Source organism: Streptomyces yerevanensis (assembly GCF_000716805.1).
Taxonomy (GTDB): Bacteria; Actinomycetota; Actinomycetes; order Streptomycetales; family Streptomycetaceae; genus Streptomyces; species Streptomyces flaveus.
Window position 1 is genome coordinate 50,920 of the sequence record NZ_JNWJ01000040.1, and the last position, 14,397, is coordinate 65,316.

Genomic DNA, 14,397 nt, shown 5'->3' on the forward strand with positions numbered 1-14,397 from the left:
GCTCTTGCGCTGCTCTGTCGTTAGGCGGGCAGTCTCAAGGTGAGGGCGGTCTGTGAGGCTTCCGGCGTGGTCCAGGCCGAGCGTTCGCCCGCGTACGGAGTGCCGAACTCGGTGGTTCCGGCCGGGAGTTGCTTGAGCGTGCCCTCCGGCGCGGTCACCGGGATGTCGATCCCGGACGGGGCGGAGACGGTGACCGTGTCGCCGACGCGGTACGCCGTGACGTCACCGTCGGCGACGGCCTGCTGCCAGTCGGCGCGGCGCTGGAACTCCGTGCCGATCGCGCTCTGCCGCGGGTTCTCCAGCGGGGTGTTGTCGGCGAACAGCGCGCGGTAGTCGGCGAGCACCTTGTCCAGGACCGGGTAGAGCAGCCGGTCCTCGGCCAGGTTGGACTGGTGCACGTAGTGCGGGCGCGGGTCGTTGTGCACGGCGTGCCCGAGGGCGATACGGGCCTCCTGCGGGACGATGTACGACTCGAAGCCGGTGGCCGGGTCGAGCGGGTCGTCCAGGCAGGTGGAGGTGGGGTTGTTCTCGCAGACGCCGCTGCCGCCGTCGGCCGTGGAGGTGTAGATCCAGTTGTACTCGTCGGTCATCTCGGCGGCCGTACCGACGTTGTAGTACACGTTCATCGGATGGCGCGGCACGGTCAGCGCGGCGCCCACCGAACGCTGCTGCGGCTCACGGGAGTTGTCGGAGGCGATCCACTCGACGCCGTTGTCGGCGAGGGCACCCGCGAGGTTCGGGTTGTCGTCCGGCTGCTGTGGCAGCGTCTTCAGACCCGAGTGCTCCCCGGTCACCAACTCGGTGGAGTCGACCGGGAGTCCGTGAGCCGCCGCCCACTGCTGGTTGTCGCTGATCTGCGCCGAGATCTCGGCGCGGCTCATGTACTGGGTCGTGCCGTCCGCGTTCTTGGCGCAGCTCCACGGCACCGTGCTGGTGTCCTGGACGCAGCCCAGGAAGGGGTGCGTGTACGTGTGGTTGATCCAGCGGTACTCGCCCTTGTCGGCGAGGAGTTGGTCGGTCAGCGCGTCCGTGCCGCCGTTCTCGGCCTTCCACTCCTCGCCGGCACCCGCGTTGTAGACCATGTCGAGGGTGAAGTCGCTGGTCTCCTGCCACTGCGCGGCGTGCACCGCGTCGTCCGCGGTCATCCGGATCGGCGTGGTCCCCTCACCGTCACCGCCGACGCAGTCGAAGTCGCCCGGTGTGCAGTTGCGTTCGGTGTCCCAGCGGCTGTCGGGCGCGAAGACGTCGTCGACATGGACGGAGAAGTAGTTCCTGCTCTGCCCCAGGTGTACGCCCTGAGTCAGCCATTCGACGATTCCACGGGCCAGGACCCGGAACTGCTGCTGGTCGTCGTTGTACGCGAAGGTCACGACGAGTTCGCGGCGGCCGTCGTGGGCGTACTCGCCGACCAGGCTGCCGCGGCCGGTGCCGCCGGGCACGGCGACGTCGACGTAACTGGTGAAGCCCTCGCGGGGCCGGGCAACGTACCCGTAACTCTCCTGCACGGAGCCGGAGTTGTCCTCGAACCTCAGCGGCCCGTCGAGGTAGCCGAAATACCCCGCCTGCCCCGCCTCGGTGACCGAGGCCTCACGGCCGTCGAGCGTGCCGGCCCAGCCGCCCTGGTCGGTGTAGTCGAGGCCGACGCCGGGGTGCGCCCAGGTGTAGGCGTCGACCTGGGGGATGCCGAAGGTCCTCTCGTACGACTCCAGGGCGGCCTGCTCTGCCGAACCCGCCCCGAACGGCGCCTCGTTGGGCAGGACGACGCCTTGGTATCTGGCGCGCGGGACACCGTCCACCGTGTCGCTCAGAAACGCCTCGTCGATCGTCGGGCGGTCCGCCTCGTCGAGGTCGACGGTGGTGTACGGGATGCCGGTGCTCTTCAGCTCCTCGGTGATGGCCTCGACGGGGCTGTCGCCGTTGTCGACGACCAGCACCCTGAGATCGATACGCGGCTCCTCGGCCGCGGACGCTCCGGGTACTCCAAGGCCCAGCGCCAGCATGCCCGCCGCCGCCAGGCCAACGGCTGCGGATTTCCAACTGCGCGCTCTCTGCGCCACGGTGACTTCCTCCCCTGACGGATCCTCATGTGGTCAGCCGAGGGAGGATCCGTGGAAATCATGCAAAGCGGAGAGCGGATCACTCACACCGAATACGACGAGTGTGACTCAGGTCACCTCATGTGAGGGCCGAGAAGTGGCCCCTCCGCCACGGCGGGGTGAACGGCCGCTGGAATGAGCGAAACCCGCCACCGAGCGTAGGCTCATGTCCGGTACTCCTCCGGTCCGGTCCAGCCTGCCGATCCGCCGTCTCCTAGGCTCCTTCGTCGGGCCCGGCCGAGCCACCCCCCTTGGGGGTCCTTGCACTATGCCCGTCCGGGGCGCGCGGCCTGGCACCGCACCTCGCCGCGTTGCCGAAGGTCCTAGTAGCTCCGCTACGAGGACCTTCCGGCGCCTTGCGATGCACGGCACCAGACCATGCGACCTGATCGGACGCTCATAGTGCAAGGACCCCCTGCCACAGCAATTCAATGGAAGCGAGATTTCACCACCGTGACTGCTCTCACTCTCAGCACCGCCGCAGCGCCCGGCCTGCGGGCCGACGCGATCGTCGTCGGTGTCGCCAAGGGCGGCTCCGCCAAGTCATCGGACCTGGTTGTCGCGCCGGGCGCCGAGGCCGTGGACAAGGCGTACGACGGCGGACTCGCCGGCGTTCTGGAGACCCTCGGCGCCTCCGGCGGCGAGGGCGAGGTGACGAAGCTGCCGGCACCGTCCGGCTTCAAGGCGCCGGTCGTGCTGGCGGTCGGTCTGGGTTCGCAGCCCGACAAGGACGCCTCGTTCGGTACGGAGACGCTGCGCCGCGCCGCCGGTGCCGCCGCCCGCGCGCTGGCCGGCTCGAAGAAGGCCGCGTTCGCCCTGCCGATCACGGACGCCGCCGACGCGGGCGCCATCGGCGAGGGCGCGCTGCTCGGGGCGTACTCCTTCGACACGTACAAGGAGAACGGCAAGGACGGGAAGAAGGACGCGAAGAACGGCAAGGCCCCGCTCGCCGAGGTCGCGCTGCTCGGCGGAAAGCCCCGCGACAAGGCGTACAAGGCGGCCGTCGAGCGCGCCGCCGCCGTCTCCCAGGAGCTCAACCGCGCCCGTGACCTCGTCAACACCCCGCCGAACGACCTGAACCCGGAGGCCTTCGCCGCCGTCGCGCAGGCCGCGGCCAAGGAGCACGGCATCAAGGTGCAGGTGCTCGACGAGAAGGCCCTGGAGAAGGGCGGATACGGCGGCATCCTCGGCGTGGGTGCCGGGTCCGCGTCCGCTCCCCGCCTGGTGCAGCTGTCGTACACCTCCTCCAAGGCGAAGAAGCACCTGGCCTTCGTCGGCAAGGGCATCACGTACGACTCCGGCGGCATCTCGCTGAAGCCCGCCGGGCACAACGAGACGATGAAGTGCGACATGAGCGGGGCCGCGGCCGTGTTCGCGGCGGTCGTCGCCGCCGCGCGACTGGGTCTTGAGGTCAACGTCACCGGGTGGCTGGCGCTCGCCGAGAACATGCCGTCGGGGTCGGCGACCCGGCCCGGTGATGTGCTGCGGATGTACAGCGGCAAGACCGTCGAGGTGCTGAACACCGACGCCGAGGGCCGCCTCGTCCTCGCCGACGCGCTGTGGAAGGCGTCCGAGGACAAGCCGGACGCGATCATCGACGTGGCGACGCTGACCGGGGCGATGGTTCTCGCTCTGGGCAACCGCACGTTCGGTGTGATGGCCAACGACGACGCGTTCCGTTCCGCGATCGTCGAGGCCGCGGAGGAGGCCGGTGAGCCGTCGTGGCCCATGCCGCTGCCGGACCACCTGAAGAAGGGGATGGACTCCCCGACCGCCGACATTGCCAACATGGGTGAGCGGATGGGGGGTGGGCTGGTCGCCGGGTTGTTCCTCAAGGAGTTCGTGGGCGAGGGGATCACGTGGGCGCACCTCGACATCGCGGGCCCGGCCTTCAACGAGTCCGGTCCCTTTGGCTACACGCCGAAGGGGGGCACGGGGTCGGCTGTGCGCACGCTGGTGCGGGTTGCCGAGCTGGCAGCTTCGGGGGATCTGGGCTGAAGCGCCTGAGAGCTCGGGGCTGCGGGGTATTGCGCGACTGCGGGTTGTATGTGGTTGATCGCGCAGTTCCCCGCGCCCCTGGGTGGGCTGCCCTACCGCCCCCTCACAAGTGAGCGTGGGACGTCTCACACACCGGCCCGGCGTCCACGTTCCCGCGGACAAGTGCAAAGATGGGGTCTCGGCAGGACAGGGCCCCACCACAGGGCCGAAGAAAGAGCGGCCGGACACCAGCCGCCGCCCGGTCGGGAGACCGGCGTACGGCGCACATGCATGGAGGACGTGACGTGGCGAACGACGCCAGCACCGTTTTCGACCTAGTGATCCTCGGCGGCGGTAGCGGCGGCTATGCCGCGGCCCTGCGCGGAGCGCAGCTGGGCCTTGACGTCGCCCTGATCGAGAAGAACAAGCTCGGCGGTACCTGCCTGCACAACGGCTGCATCCCCACGAAGGCCCTGCTGCACGCCGGCGAGATCGCCGACCAGGCGCGTGAGGCCGGCCAGTTCGGCGTGAAGGCCACCTTCGAGGGCATCGACATCGCGGGCGTCCACAAGTACAAGGACGACGTGATCAGCGGCCTCTACAAGGGCCTGCAGGGTCTCGTCGCCTCCCGCAAGGTGACGTACATCGAGGGCGAGGGCCGACTGTCCTCCCCCACCTCCGTCGACGTGAACGGCCGGCGCGTCCAGGGCCGCCACGTGCTCCTCGCGACCGGCTCCGTGCCGAAGTCGCTGCCGGGACTGGAGATCGACGGCAACCGCATCATCTCCTCGGACCACGCGCTGACGCTGGACCGCGTCCCGCAGTCCGCGATCATCCTCGGCGGCGGCGTCATCGGCGTCGAGTTCGCCTCCGCCTGGAAGTCCTTCGGTACGGACGTCACGGTCATCGAGGGCCTCAAGCACCTCGTACCGGTCGAGGACGAGAACAGCTCCAAGCTTCTTGAGCGCGCTTTCCGCAAGCGCGGCATCAAGTTCAACCTCGGCACCTTCTTCGAGAAGGCCGAGTACACGCAGGACGGCGTCCGTGTGACCCTCGCCGACGGCAAGACCTTCGACGCCGAGGTGCTGCTCGTCGCCATCGGCCGCGGCCCGGTCTCGCAGGGCCTGGGCTACGAGGAGCAGGGCGTCGCGATGGACCGCGGCTATGTCCTGGTCGACGAGTACATGCGCACGAACGTGCCGACCATCTCGGCCGTCGGTGACCTGGTCCCCACGCTCCAGCTCGCGCACGTCGGCTTCGCCGAGGGCATCCTGGTCGCGGAGCGTCTCGCCGGTCTGAAGACCGTTCCCATCGACTACGACGGTGTGCCGCGGGTGACGTACTGCCACCCGGAGGTCGCCTCCGTCGGTATCACCGAGGCCAAGGCCAAGGAGGTCTACGGCGCGGACAAGGTCGTCGCTCTCAAGTACAACCTCGCGGGCAACGGCAAGAGCAAGATCCTCAAGACCGCGGGCGAGATCAAGCTCGTCCAGGTCAAGGACGGTGCCGTCGTCGGCGTCCACATGGTCGGCGACCGTATGGGCGAGCAGGTCGGCGAGGCCCAGCTGGTCTACAACTGGGAGGCGCTGCCCGCCGAGGTCGCGCAGCTCATCCACGCTCACCCGACGCAGAACGAGGCGCTCGGCGAGGCCCACCTGGCCCTGGCCGGCAAGCCGCTGCACTCGCACGACTGACAGCCCTCGGGCGCGACGACACAGACTTCCGCAATTCGTTAAGGAGCAACAGAAACCATGGCGGTTTCCGTAACCCTTCCGGCGCTCGGCGAGAGCGTCACCGAGGGCACTGTCACCCGCTGGCTGAAGGCCGAGGGCGAGCGCGTCGAGGCCGACGAGCCGCTGCTGGAGGTGTCGACCGACAAGGTCGACACCGAGATCCCCTCGCCCGCCGCCGGCGTACTGGCGTCCATCAAGGTCGCCGAGGACGAGACGGTGGAGGTCGGCGCCGAGCTGGCCGTCATCGACGACGGCACGGGTGCGCCCGCTGCCGCTCCGGCCCCGGCCGCCGCCGAGGCCCCCGCGGCTCCGGCTGCCCCGGCCCCGGCCGCTCCCGCCCCCGAGGCCACCCCGTCCGCCGAGGCCGCAGCTCCGGCTCCGGCCCCGACGGCCGAGGCCGCCGCCGGTGGCGGCACCGCCGAGGGCACCGACGTGGTCCTCCCGGCGCTGGGCGAGTCCGTCACCGAGGGCACCGTCACGCGCTGGCTCAAGGAGGTCGGCGAGAGCGTCGAGGCCGACGAGCCGCTGCTCGAGGTCTCCACGGACAAGGTCGACACCGAGATCCCGGCGCCCACCTCCGGTGTGCTCCTCGAGATCACCGTCGCCGAGGACGAGACCGCCGAGGTCGGCGCCAAGCTCGCCGTCATCGGCGCCCCGGGCGCGGCTCCGGCCGCCGCTCCGGCTCCGGCCCAGCCCGCCCCGGCCGCTGCCGCCCCGGCTCCGGCCCAGCCCGCTGCCCCGGCTGCGCCTCCGGCCCCTCCGGCTCCGGCCGCACCCGCCCCCGCCCCCGCTCCGGCCCAGGCAGCGGCTCCGGCCGCTCCCGCGCCGGCCGCGCCCGCTCCCGTCACTCCGGCTCCGGCGGCTCCGGCCGCCGCGCAGCCCGCCGACGAGGGCGCGTACGTCACCCCGCTGGTGCGCAAGCTCGCCGCCGAGAACGGCGTCGACCTGTCCACCGTCAAGGGCACCGGCGTCGGCGGCCGTATCCGCAAGCAGGACGTCATCGCCGCCGCCGAGGCCGCGAAGGCCGCGGCCGCAGCTCCGGCTCCTGCCGCCGCTGCCCCGGCTGCCACCGCCGCGAAGAAGGCCCCGGTTCTCGAGGCCTCCCCGCTGCGTGGCCAGACCGTCAAGATGCCGCGCATCCGCAAGGTCATCGGCGACAACATGGTCAAGGCCCTGCACGAGCAGGCCCAGCTGTCCTCGGTCGTCGAGGTCGACGTCACGCGGCTGATGAGGCTGCGCGCCAAGGCCAAGGACGCGTTCGCGGCGCGCGAGGGCGTCAAGCTCTCCCCGATGCCGTTCTTCGTGAAGGCCGCGGCCCAGGCGCTGAAGGCCCACGCGCCCATCAACGCCCGGATCAACGTCGAAGAGGGCACGATCACCTACTTCGACACCGAGAACATCGGTATCGCGGTGGACTCCGAGAAGGGCCTGATGACCCCGGTCATCAAGGGCGCCGGCAACCTGAACCTCGCCGGTATCGCCAAGGCCACGGCGGAGCTCGCGGGCAAGGTCCGGGGCAACAAGATCACTCCGGACGAGCTGTCCGGCGCGACCTTCACCATCAGCAACACCGGTTCGCGCGGCGCGCTGTTCGACACGATCATCGTGCCGCCGGGTCAGGTCGCGATCCTCGGCATCGGTGCCACGGTCAAGCGTCCCGCCGTCATCGAGACCGACGAGGGCGCCGTCATCGGCGTACGCGACATGACGTACCTGACGCTCTCCTACGACCACCGCCTGGTGGACGGCGCCGACGCCGCCCGCTACCTGACGGCGGTCAAGGCGATCCTGGAGGCGGGCGAGTTCGAGGTCGAGCTCGGCCTGTAACTCCGTTCGTACGTACGCGCCCTCGTCCTCTTCGGAGGACGGGGGCGTCGCCGTGTCCGCATGGGGTATCCGTACGGGTCATGCGCACGGTTCTTTACAACGAGCGGGCCCTTGGCAGCATGTAAGGCTGGTCTCACCTGCGCTGAAGCAGCCCTTCACGCCCCTCTCCGACGGGAAATCGGCCTTATTGTCTAGACGTCAACGCCTCGGGGTCCTCGTACACCCCCTTCAAAGGAGCCCCTCATGACCGCGCCCGTCGTCCACTCGCTGCGCGAACAGATCCGCGAGCACATCGTGGACGGCATCGTGAGCGGGCGCTGGAAGCCGGGCGAGCGGATCGTGGAGCGGCGGATCGCCGTGGAGCTGGAGGTCAGCCAGACGCCCGTACGGGAGGCCCTACGGGAACTGGAGGCGCTGCGGCTGATCGAGTCGGCGCCGAACAAGGGCGTGCGGGTCAGGAGCCTGACGGCGGCCGACCTGGAGGAGATATATCCCGTACGGGCCGGTCTGGAGCAGATAGCCGCCGAGCTGGCGGCGCAGCGGCTGGCCGAGGACTCCTCGGCGCTGGAGCCCGAGGTCGCGGCGCTGTACGAGGCGGACCGCACGGCCGACGGTGAGGCCCAGGTGCGGCACACCGTGGCCTTCCACCGGGAGATGGTGCGGGCGGCCGGGAACAGCGTGCTGCTGCACACCTGGGAGGGGCTGGGCATCGAGGTGTTCACAGCCCTGTCGATCCGGTGGCTCGGCACCCGGCAGCAGTCGTACGCGGAGGAGCACGAGGCGTTGGTCGCGGCGTTCAAACGCCGGGATCCCGACATCGGTCGGCTGGTGAAGGAGCATGTGCTGGGGTGCGCCCCCCGGGCGGGCGACGAGCCCATCTGATCGGGCCGGCGGCCGGCCCGCTCGGCTCCCTCCGCTGGAGGTGCGGTGATTCGGCTGCGGCGCCGTCGTGGCTGGTCGCGCAGTTCCCCACGCCCGACCCCCCTCTCCCGCCGGCCCGTCCGACGGCCACCGCGCCGGGCGCAAGCCACCCATGCGTGCACATACTGGTGTAAGTCGCGTCCTCCTCCAGGGCGCCGCCCACGCCCGCCGCCGGCCGATGGTGGAGTCCGCATGATCCTGCCAGTGCTCTCCTCCGTGCTCGCCAAATCCGTGCTCTTGCCTTCGGTCATGTGCTCCATGGCGTCCTCCACGGTCCGTTCCGGCGCGGAGCGGCTGGCCGCCGTACCGACGGCGCTGTTGCGGTCCTCGACGTCGGCGCCCCGGTTCTGGCGGACACCCGGAGGCGCGCAGATCGAGGTCCGGCGTCTGGGGCGGCCCGGTACGGCGGGCGCGGCACGTGAGGTGGAGACCGGGCTGCGGCGGGTGCCGGGGGTGAGCCGTGCCGAGGTGAACGGCGCGCTGGGCTGCGTATACGTCGGCTGCGGGCCCGAGACCGACCTGGAGCGCGTCACCGGACTCGTCGCCACGGCGGACGCCGCCGCCCAGGAGGCGAAAGGCGCGGACGCCCGGCAGGCGGGCGAGGCCGGGCGGGCACGGAGCCAGGTCGGTTTCCCGGGGGATCCGGGCGCCGCGGTCGGGGCGGCCGTCCGGCTCGGCACGGGCCTGGTGGCGGTGGGTGTGGCGACGGTGGGCAACCGGCTCCGGCTGCGGGGCCTGCCGCCGGTGGTGATGTCGGCGGTCCAGCTCGTGGAGTCGGCGCCGCCAGTGCGCGACGGACTGGCCCGCCGGATCGGCGAGAAGGCCACGGAGCGCGGCTTCGCTCTGACGAACCTGCTGGTGACGACGCTGACGTTCCGGCCGCTCGGCGCCACGGTGGCCGCCACGCTGGCCGCAGCCCGGTATGTGGAGGTGCAGGCCCGGCGCAGGGCGTGGGAGGGCTGGGCGCGCAGGCTGGCCGTGCACGAGGGGACGTACCGGCATGACGCGGTGCCTGGATACGAGCGGCCCGCCCCGCTGCCGCCGGGGCCGGGAGACCGGTACGCGAACGTGGCGGCTCCGGTGTCCCTGGCGACGTACGCGCTGACGGCGATCGGCCCGCTCAGCCACGACCGGAGCCTGGCGCTGCTGATCGCGGGGACGCCGCGGGGCCCGCAGTTCGGCCGGGAGGCGTTCGCGTCCTCGGTGGCCCGGGCGGTCTCCGACCGCGGGGCACTCGCGCTGCGACCGGAGGCGGTGCGCCGCATGGACCGGATCGACACGGTGGTCCTCGACGCCAGGGTGCTGGCCACCGGCGGTTGGACGGTCGAGGGCGTGGCGCTCCTGAACGGCGGCCCGGAGGGCGCTGTCGAGCAGGAGCAGGACGGTCCGGACGACGACGAACTGCACGCCCGGATCCACGAGTTGATGGAGCCGGACGGTCCGCCGAGGCGCGCCCGGCCGCCCGGTGCCGGTCCCTTACCGCCACAGCGGCAGGGGGACTGGGAGCTGCGGCCGTTCACCGGCGTGGACGCCGCCCCGGGCGCCGAGCTGCCCGCCCGGCCCGCCGCGCTCGCCCGGCGGTGGGCCGAGGAGGGTGCGCGGGTCGTGCTCGTCCTGCGGGCGGGCAGGCCGGTGGCCGTGGCCGCCCTGGCACCCCAACTGCATCCGCTCGCCCACCACTTGGTGCGCGCGGCGCGGGAGTGCGGCCGAGTGCGGCTGGTGGGTGGCCCGCCGGGGCTGCATCGCCGGTTCGGGCTGCGCGAGGCCGCGCGCACGGGGCATCGGCGTACGGCCGCCCTGGTGCGCTCCCTCCAGTCGCAGGGCCACGGTGTCGCCGTGGTCTCGGCACGGACCCGGCGCGCCCTCGTCCGCGCGGACCTGGGCATCGGAGTGATCACCGGCCTGCGCCATGTGCCGTGGGACGCCGATGTCGCCGCCCCGCCCGATGTCGTCCACCTGCTGTTGACGGCTCTGCCGGAGGCCCGGCGGATCAGTCGGCTCTGCACCCGGCTTGAGGCTGTCGGCGCCGCGGCGGGCTCGGGCCTCGCGCTGCTGGTGCCCCGGCCGCGGGCTTGGGCGCGGGCCCGCCTGGTGACGGACGCGGTGACCATCGCCGGGATCGCGACGGGCTTCTGGGCGGGCTGGCGGCTGCACGGGCGTCCGACGCCGGCGGCGGCCGAGCGTACGCCCTGGCATGCCATGGCGGTACGTCAGGTGATGACCCGGCTCGGCACCTCGTCCCGGGGCCTGGACGAGGCCGAGGCGGCGCGGCGCCGGCAGTTCGCGGGCCGTGACCAGCATGACGGTGCCGTCACCCTGGTCGGCAGGGTCGCCGAGGAACTGGCCAATCCGCTCACGCCCATCCTGGCGATCGGCGGCGGCATCTCGGCCGCACTCGGCTCCGTACTGGACGCCGTGCTCATCGGCGGCGTGCTCGGCGTCGACGCGCTGGTCGGCGGGGTGCAGCGGCAGCAGGCGGACCAAGCCGCAGAACGGCTGGTCGAGGCCACCTCGGCGCGGGTGCGGGTACGCCGGCCCGGCCGGACCGAGGCGGTGGAGGCGGCCGGTGAGCACCTGGTGCGCGGCGATGTGATCGAGCTGCGGGCCGGGGACGCTGTCCCGGCGGACTGCCGGGTGGTGCGGGCGCAGGGCCTGGAGGTCGACGAGTCCAGTCTCACCGGTGAGTCGCTGCCGGTCGTGAAGAGCGCCGCGCCGACCGCGGCCCGGGTGGTCGCGGACCGTACGTCCATGCTCTATCAGGGGACGACGGTGGCGGCCGGTGAGGCGCTGGCCGTGGTCGTCGCCACCGGTACGGCCACCGAGGCGGGCAGCGCGGCGGAGGCGGGCCCCGAGGGCGGACCGCCGGAGAGCGGCGTGGAGCGGCGGCTGAAGGCGCTGGGCCGCTGGTTCCTGCCGCTGTCCGTCGCCGCGGGCGTCGTCCTCTTCGCCGTGGACCTGCTGCGCAGGCGGCCTCTGGGCGGCGCCTTGGGTTCCGCGGTCAGCCTGTGCGTGGCGGCCGTGCCCGAAGGGCTGCCCTTCGTCGCCACGGTCGCGGAGCTGGCCGCGGCCCGCCGGCTGTCCACCCGCGACACCCTCGTACGCAGCGCCTCCACCATCGAGGCGCTGGGCCGTACCGATGTGCTGTGCTTCGACAAGACGGGCACGCTCACCGAGGGCCGGATCAGCCTCCAGCAGGTCTCCGACGCCCTGGAGGAGCGCCCGCCCGACCGGCTCACCCCTCCGCTGCGCCGGATCGTCGCCACCGCCGCCCTCGCGGGCCCGCCGGGTCGGGCGGCGACGCTCGCCCACCCCACCGACCGTGCCATCGCGGCCGGCGCCGAACTGCTCGGTGCCCCTCCCGCCCGGGCCGCCGGGCTCGGCACGGACTCCTGGGAGGGCCTTGCGGAGCTGCCGTTCGAGCCGGGGCGCGGCTACCACGCCGTGCTGGGCCGCTCCGACTCCGAGACGCGGATCGTCGTCAAGGGCGCACCCGAGGTCGTACTGGCCCGCTGTGTGAGCATCCGCCGGGACGACACCCCCGAGCCCTTCGACGACCGGGTGCGGGAGGAGCTCGAAGCGGAGATCGACCGGCTGGCGCGGCGCGGTCTGCGGGTCCTCGCGGTCGCCGAACGGGTGCTGCCCACGGGTGCGGGTGCTCCCGAGCCGCCGGAGTCGCCCGAGTCGCCCGAGTCGCTCGATGACGAGGACGTCGGCGAGCTGAGTCTGCTGGGTCTGCTCGGCCTCGCGGACCCGGTGCGGTCCACAGCGGCCGAGAGCGTGGACCGGCTGACCAGGGCAGGGGTACGTATCGTCATGCTCACCGGCGACCATCCCAGCACCGCCGCCGCGATCGCCCGGGAGCTGCGGCCCGAGGAGGAGCCGCGGCTGATGACCGGGGCGGAGCTGGACTCCCTGGACGACGCGGCGCTCGCCAGGACGCTGCCGGAGATCACGGTGTTCGCCCGGGTCACCCCGGGGCACAAGGTCCGTATCGTCACCGCGCTGCGCGCGGCCGGCCGGATCGTGGCCGTCACCGGCGACGGTGCCAACGACGCGCCCGCCATCCGGATCGCCGACGTCGGTATCGCGCTGGGTTCCCGGGCCACCCCGGCGGCCCGCGCCGCCGCCGACGTGGTGGTCACCGACGACCGTATCGAGACCATCGTCGACGCCTTCGTCGAGGGCCGGGCCATGTGGGCCTCGGTGCGCAAGGCGCTGGGCATCCTGCTCGGCGGCAACCTGGGGGAGATCGCCTTCACCCTGGCGAGCACCCTGTTCACCGGGCGCAGCGCGCTGAACGCGCGGCAGCTCCTGCTGGTCAACCTGCTCACCGACATGCTGCCCGCCATGGCCATCGCCGCCCGCCCGCCCGCCGACAAGACCGACCGGCTGCTCGCGGAGGGCCCGGAAGCCTCCCTCGGCAAGGCCCTGATGCGGCACATCCGGCTGCGTGCCGCCGTCACCACGGCGGCGGCCACCGTCGCCTGGATCGCCGCGCGGGCAACCGGCACCCGGGCGCACGCCGACATGGTCTCCCTGGTCGCCCTGGTGGGGTCCCAGCTGCTCCAGACGTTGCAGGACGCGGGCCGCGATCCGGTAGTCGCCGCGGCCGTGGTGGGGTCCTTGGTGGTGCTGGGTGTGGTGGTGAGCGTGCCCGGGCTCAGCCACTTCTTCGGCAGCCGGCCGCTGGGTCCGGTGGGCTGGACGATCGCGGTGGCGTCGGCGGTGGGCTCGGTACTGGTGCCCGCCGTGGCGCAGGGCGCGGTTGGTGCGGTCACGCGGATGGGGAGTTCGGCGGGCGGCAGGTCTTGACCTGACCGGACCGCAAGGGGATATTCACCCGCAGGTCACCTTGGGGCAGCCCGCCGGACGGTGTCGGGGCGCACAAAGGAGCCGTAACCCCGCACGCCCTCATGAAAGGCGGCTCGCCATGCCGCAGATCCTCAGCACGATCCTGACCCAGGTGGCGGTCGCCCTGGTCGAGGCCATTCTCATACGTCTGATCATGCAGCTCTGGAAGTCGTTCGCCGCGAGCGGGCGCCCGATGGCGGCCCCCGCCTGACCGCCCACGCCTGACCGGCGGCGCCTGACCGCTGGCGCGGACTCTGAACCTCCTGGGCAAGTTTGTCCTTTTGAGGGGTTTATCGACCTGTATGCATGGAAGCCGCTCCGGGGAGACCAGCGACTCACGCTTTCCAGCATGGGAGGGCGGAGATGATTCCCCCACACGCCGAGCCACAGTCCCAGGAAGAGCCCCAGAAAGAACAGCAACCGGCCGAGACGCAGGCCGAGGAGACCGGCACCCAGGAGGCGCAGGACCAGAAGAAGCGGACCGGCGGCGGCAAGGTGGTGCACCTGCACACCGCGCACGCCAAGGTCCCCATTCCGTACGTGACCCCGGGCGACGCCTTCTCCAAGATCCGGCTCCCCGATGTCCGTACGGCCACTTCCGCGGCCGCGTCCGTGGCCACCACCGCGGCCTCCGCGGCCACGTCGCTGCTTCCCTCACCCCGCAAGCTGGCCTTCTACGGCATCCTCGGCGGCATGACCGCGGCCGGGGCCATCGGCTGGCCGGTGGCGGTGACCGTCGGCGCCGCCACGGAAGTGATCACCCGAGAGCAGTCCGCACGGCAACGCGAGGAACACAAACGCATCGAGCGCGAACGCACCGAACGCGAGGAGCGCAGGCAGTCGCCCTCCACCGCCGAGCAGACGGAGGGCGAGAAGCCCGCGCAGACGGCGACCGCGTGACGCCGACGCGTCCGCGTCCGTCTTGAACGCCGGTGGGTTCCGTACGCAGAACGCTGCGGACGGCGTACGGAACCCACCGGCGTTCGGCGTTC

At 72.1% G+C, this 14,397-nt stretch carries 8 protein-coding genes; 7 read left to right on the forward strand and 1 reads right to left on the reverse strand.

The genetic code is table 11. From position 1 onward, the window contains the following. Positions 1–20: 20 nt before the first annotated feature. The gene (locus OP79_RS33170) at positions 21–2,000 is read right to left on the reverse strand and encodes a hypothetical protein (protein ID WP_051745107.1); all 1,980 of its coding nucleotides are present in this window, start codon (positions 1,998–2,000) and stop codon (positions 21–23) included. Between the two features lie 549 nt (positions 2,001–2,549). On the opposite strand from OP79_RS33170, the gene OP79_RS33175 reads away from it, so the two are divergent. The 7 genes from OP79_RS33175 (at position 2,550) to OP79_RS33200 (ending at position 14,305) form a co-directional block, all read left to right on the forward strand. Next, positions 2,550–4,094 (forward strand): leucyl aminopeptidase, encoded by a 1,545-nt coding sequence (locus OP79_RS33175; RefSeq protein ID WP_033325470.1) that lies wholly within the window; start codon positions 2,550–2,552, stop codon positions 4,092–4,094. Between the two features lie 284 nt (positions 4,095–4,378). Further along, the gene (gene lpdA / locus OP79_RS33180; protein WP_033325471.1) at positions 4,379–5,767 is read left to right on the forward strand and encodes a dihydrolipoyl dehydrogenase; all 1,389 of its coding nucleotides are present in this window, start codon (positions 4,379–4,381) and stop codon (positions 5,765–5,767) included. 57 nt (positions 5,768–5,824) lie between these two features. Further along, positions 5,825–7,633: a 2-oxoglutarate dehydrogenase, E2 component, dihydrolipoamide succinyltransferase gene (sucB, locus tag OP79_RS33185; protein ID WP_033325473.1), complete on the forward strand. Its 1,809-nt coding sequence runs from the start codon at positions 5,825–5,827 to the stop codon at positions 7,631–7,633. Between the two features lie 243 nt (positions 7,634–7,876). Next, the gene (locus tag OP79_RS33190; RefSeq protein ID WP_033325474.1) at positions 7,877–8,515 is read left to right on the forward strand and encodes a GntR family transcriptional regulator; all 639 of its coding nucleotides are present in this window, start codon (positions 7,877–7,879) and stop codon (positions 8,513–8,515) included. Between the two features lie 231 nt (positions 8,516–8,746). Beyond that, entirely contained in the window at positions 8,747–13,366 is a 4,620-nt protein-coding gene (locus OP79_RS33195; RefSeq protein WP_033325475.1) for a cation-translocating P-type ATPase, read from the forward strand. A 118-nt stretch (positions 13,367–13,484) separates the two neighbouring features. Beyond that, on the forward strand, positions 13,485–13,616 hold the full coding sequence (locus tag OP79_RS58100; RefSeq protein ID WP_281193282.1) for a hypothetical protein: 132 nt from the start codon (positions 13,485–13,487) through the stop codon (positions 13,614–13,616). Between the two features lie 152 nt (positions 13,617–13,768). Then, positions 13,769–14,305 carry a hypothetical protein gene (locus OP79_RS33200; RefSeq protein WP_033325477.1) on the forward strand — a complete coding sequence of 179 codons (537 nt, stop codon included), beginning with the start codon at positions 13,769–13,771 and terminating at the stop codon, positions 14,303–14,305. The last annotated feature ends 92 nt before the right edge of the window (positions 14,306–14,397 follow it).

Bases quoted from the DNA above. Each gene is read 5' to 3' on its own strand.
- OP79_RS58100 (WP_281193282.1), top strand. From the start codon at position 13,485: ATGCCGCAGATCCTCAGCACGATCCTGACCCAGGTGGCGGTCGCCCTG.
- OP79_RS33170 (WP_051745107.1), bottom strand. From the start codon at position 2,000: ATGCTGGCGCTGGGCCTTGGAGTACCCGGAGCGTCCGCGGCCGAGGAG.
- sucB (WP_033325473.1), top strand. From the start codon at position 5,825: ATGGCGGTTTCCGTAACCCTTCCGGCGCTCGGCGAGAGCGTCACCGAG.
- OP79_RS33200 (WP_033325477.1), top strand. From the start codon at position 13,769: ATGATTCCCCCACACGCCGAGCCACAGTCCCAGGAAGAGCCCCAGAAA.
- OP79_RS33190 (WP_033325474.1), top strand. From the start codon at position 7,877: ATGACCGCGCCCGTCGTCCACTCGCTGCGCGAACAGATCCGCGAGCAC.
- OP79_RS33195 (WP_033325475.1), top strand. From the start codon at position 8,747: ATGATCCTGCCAGTGCTCTCCTCCGTGCTCGCCAAATCCGTGCTCTTG.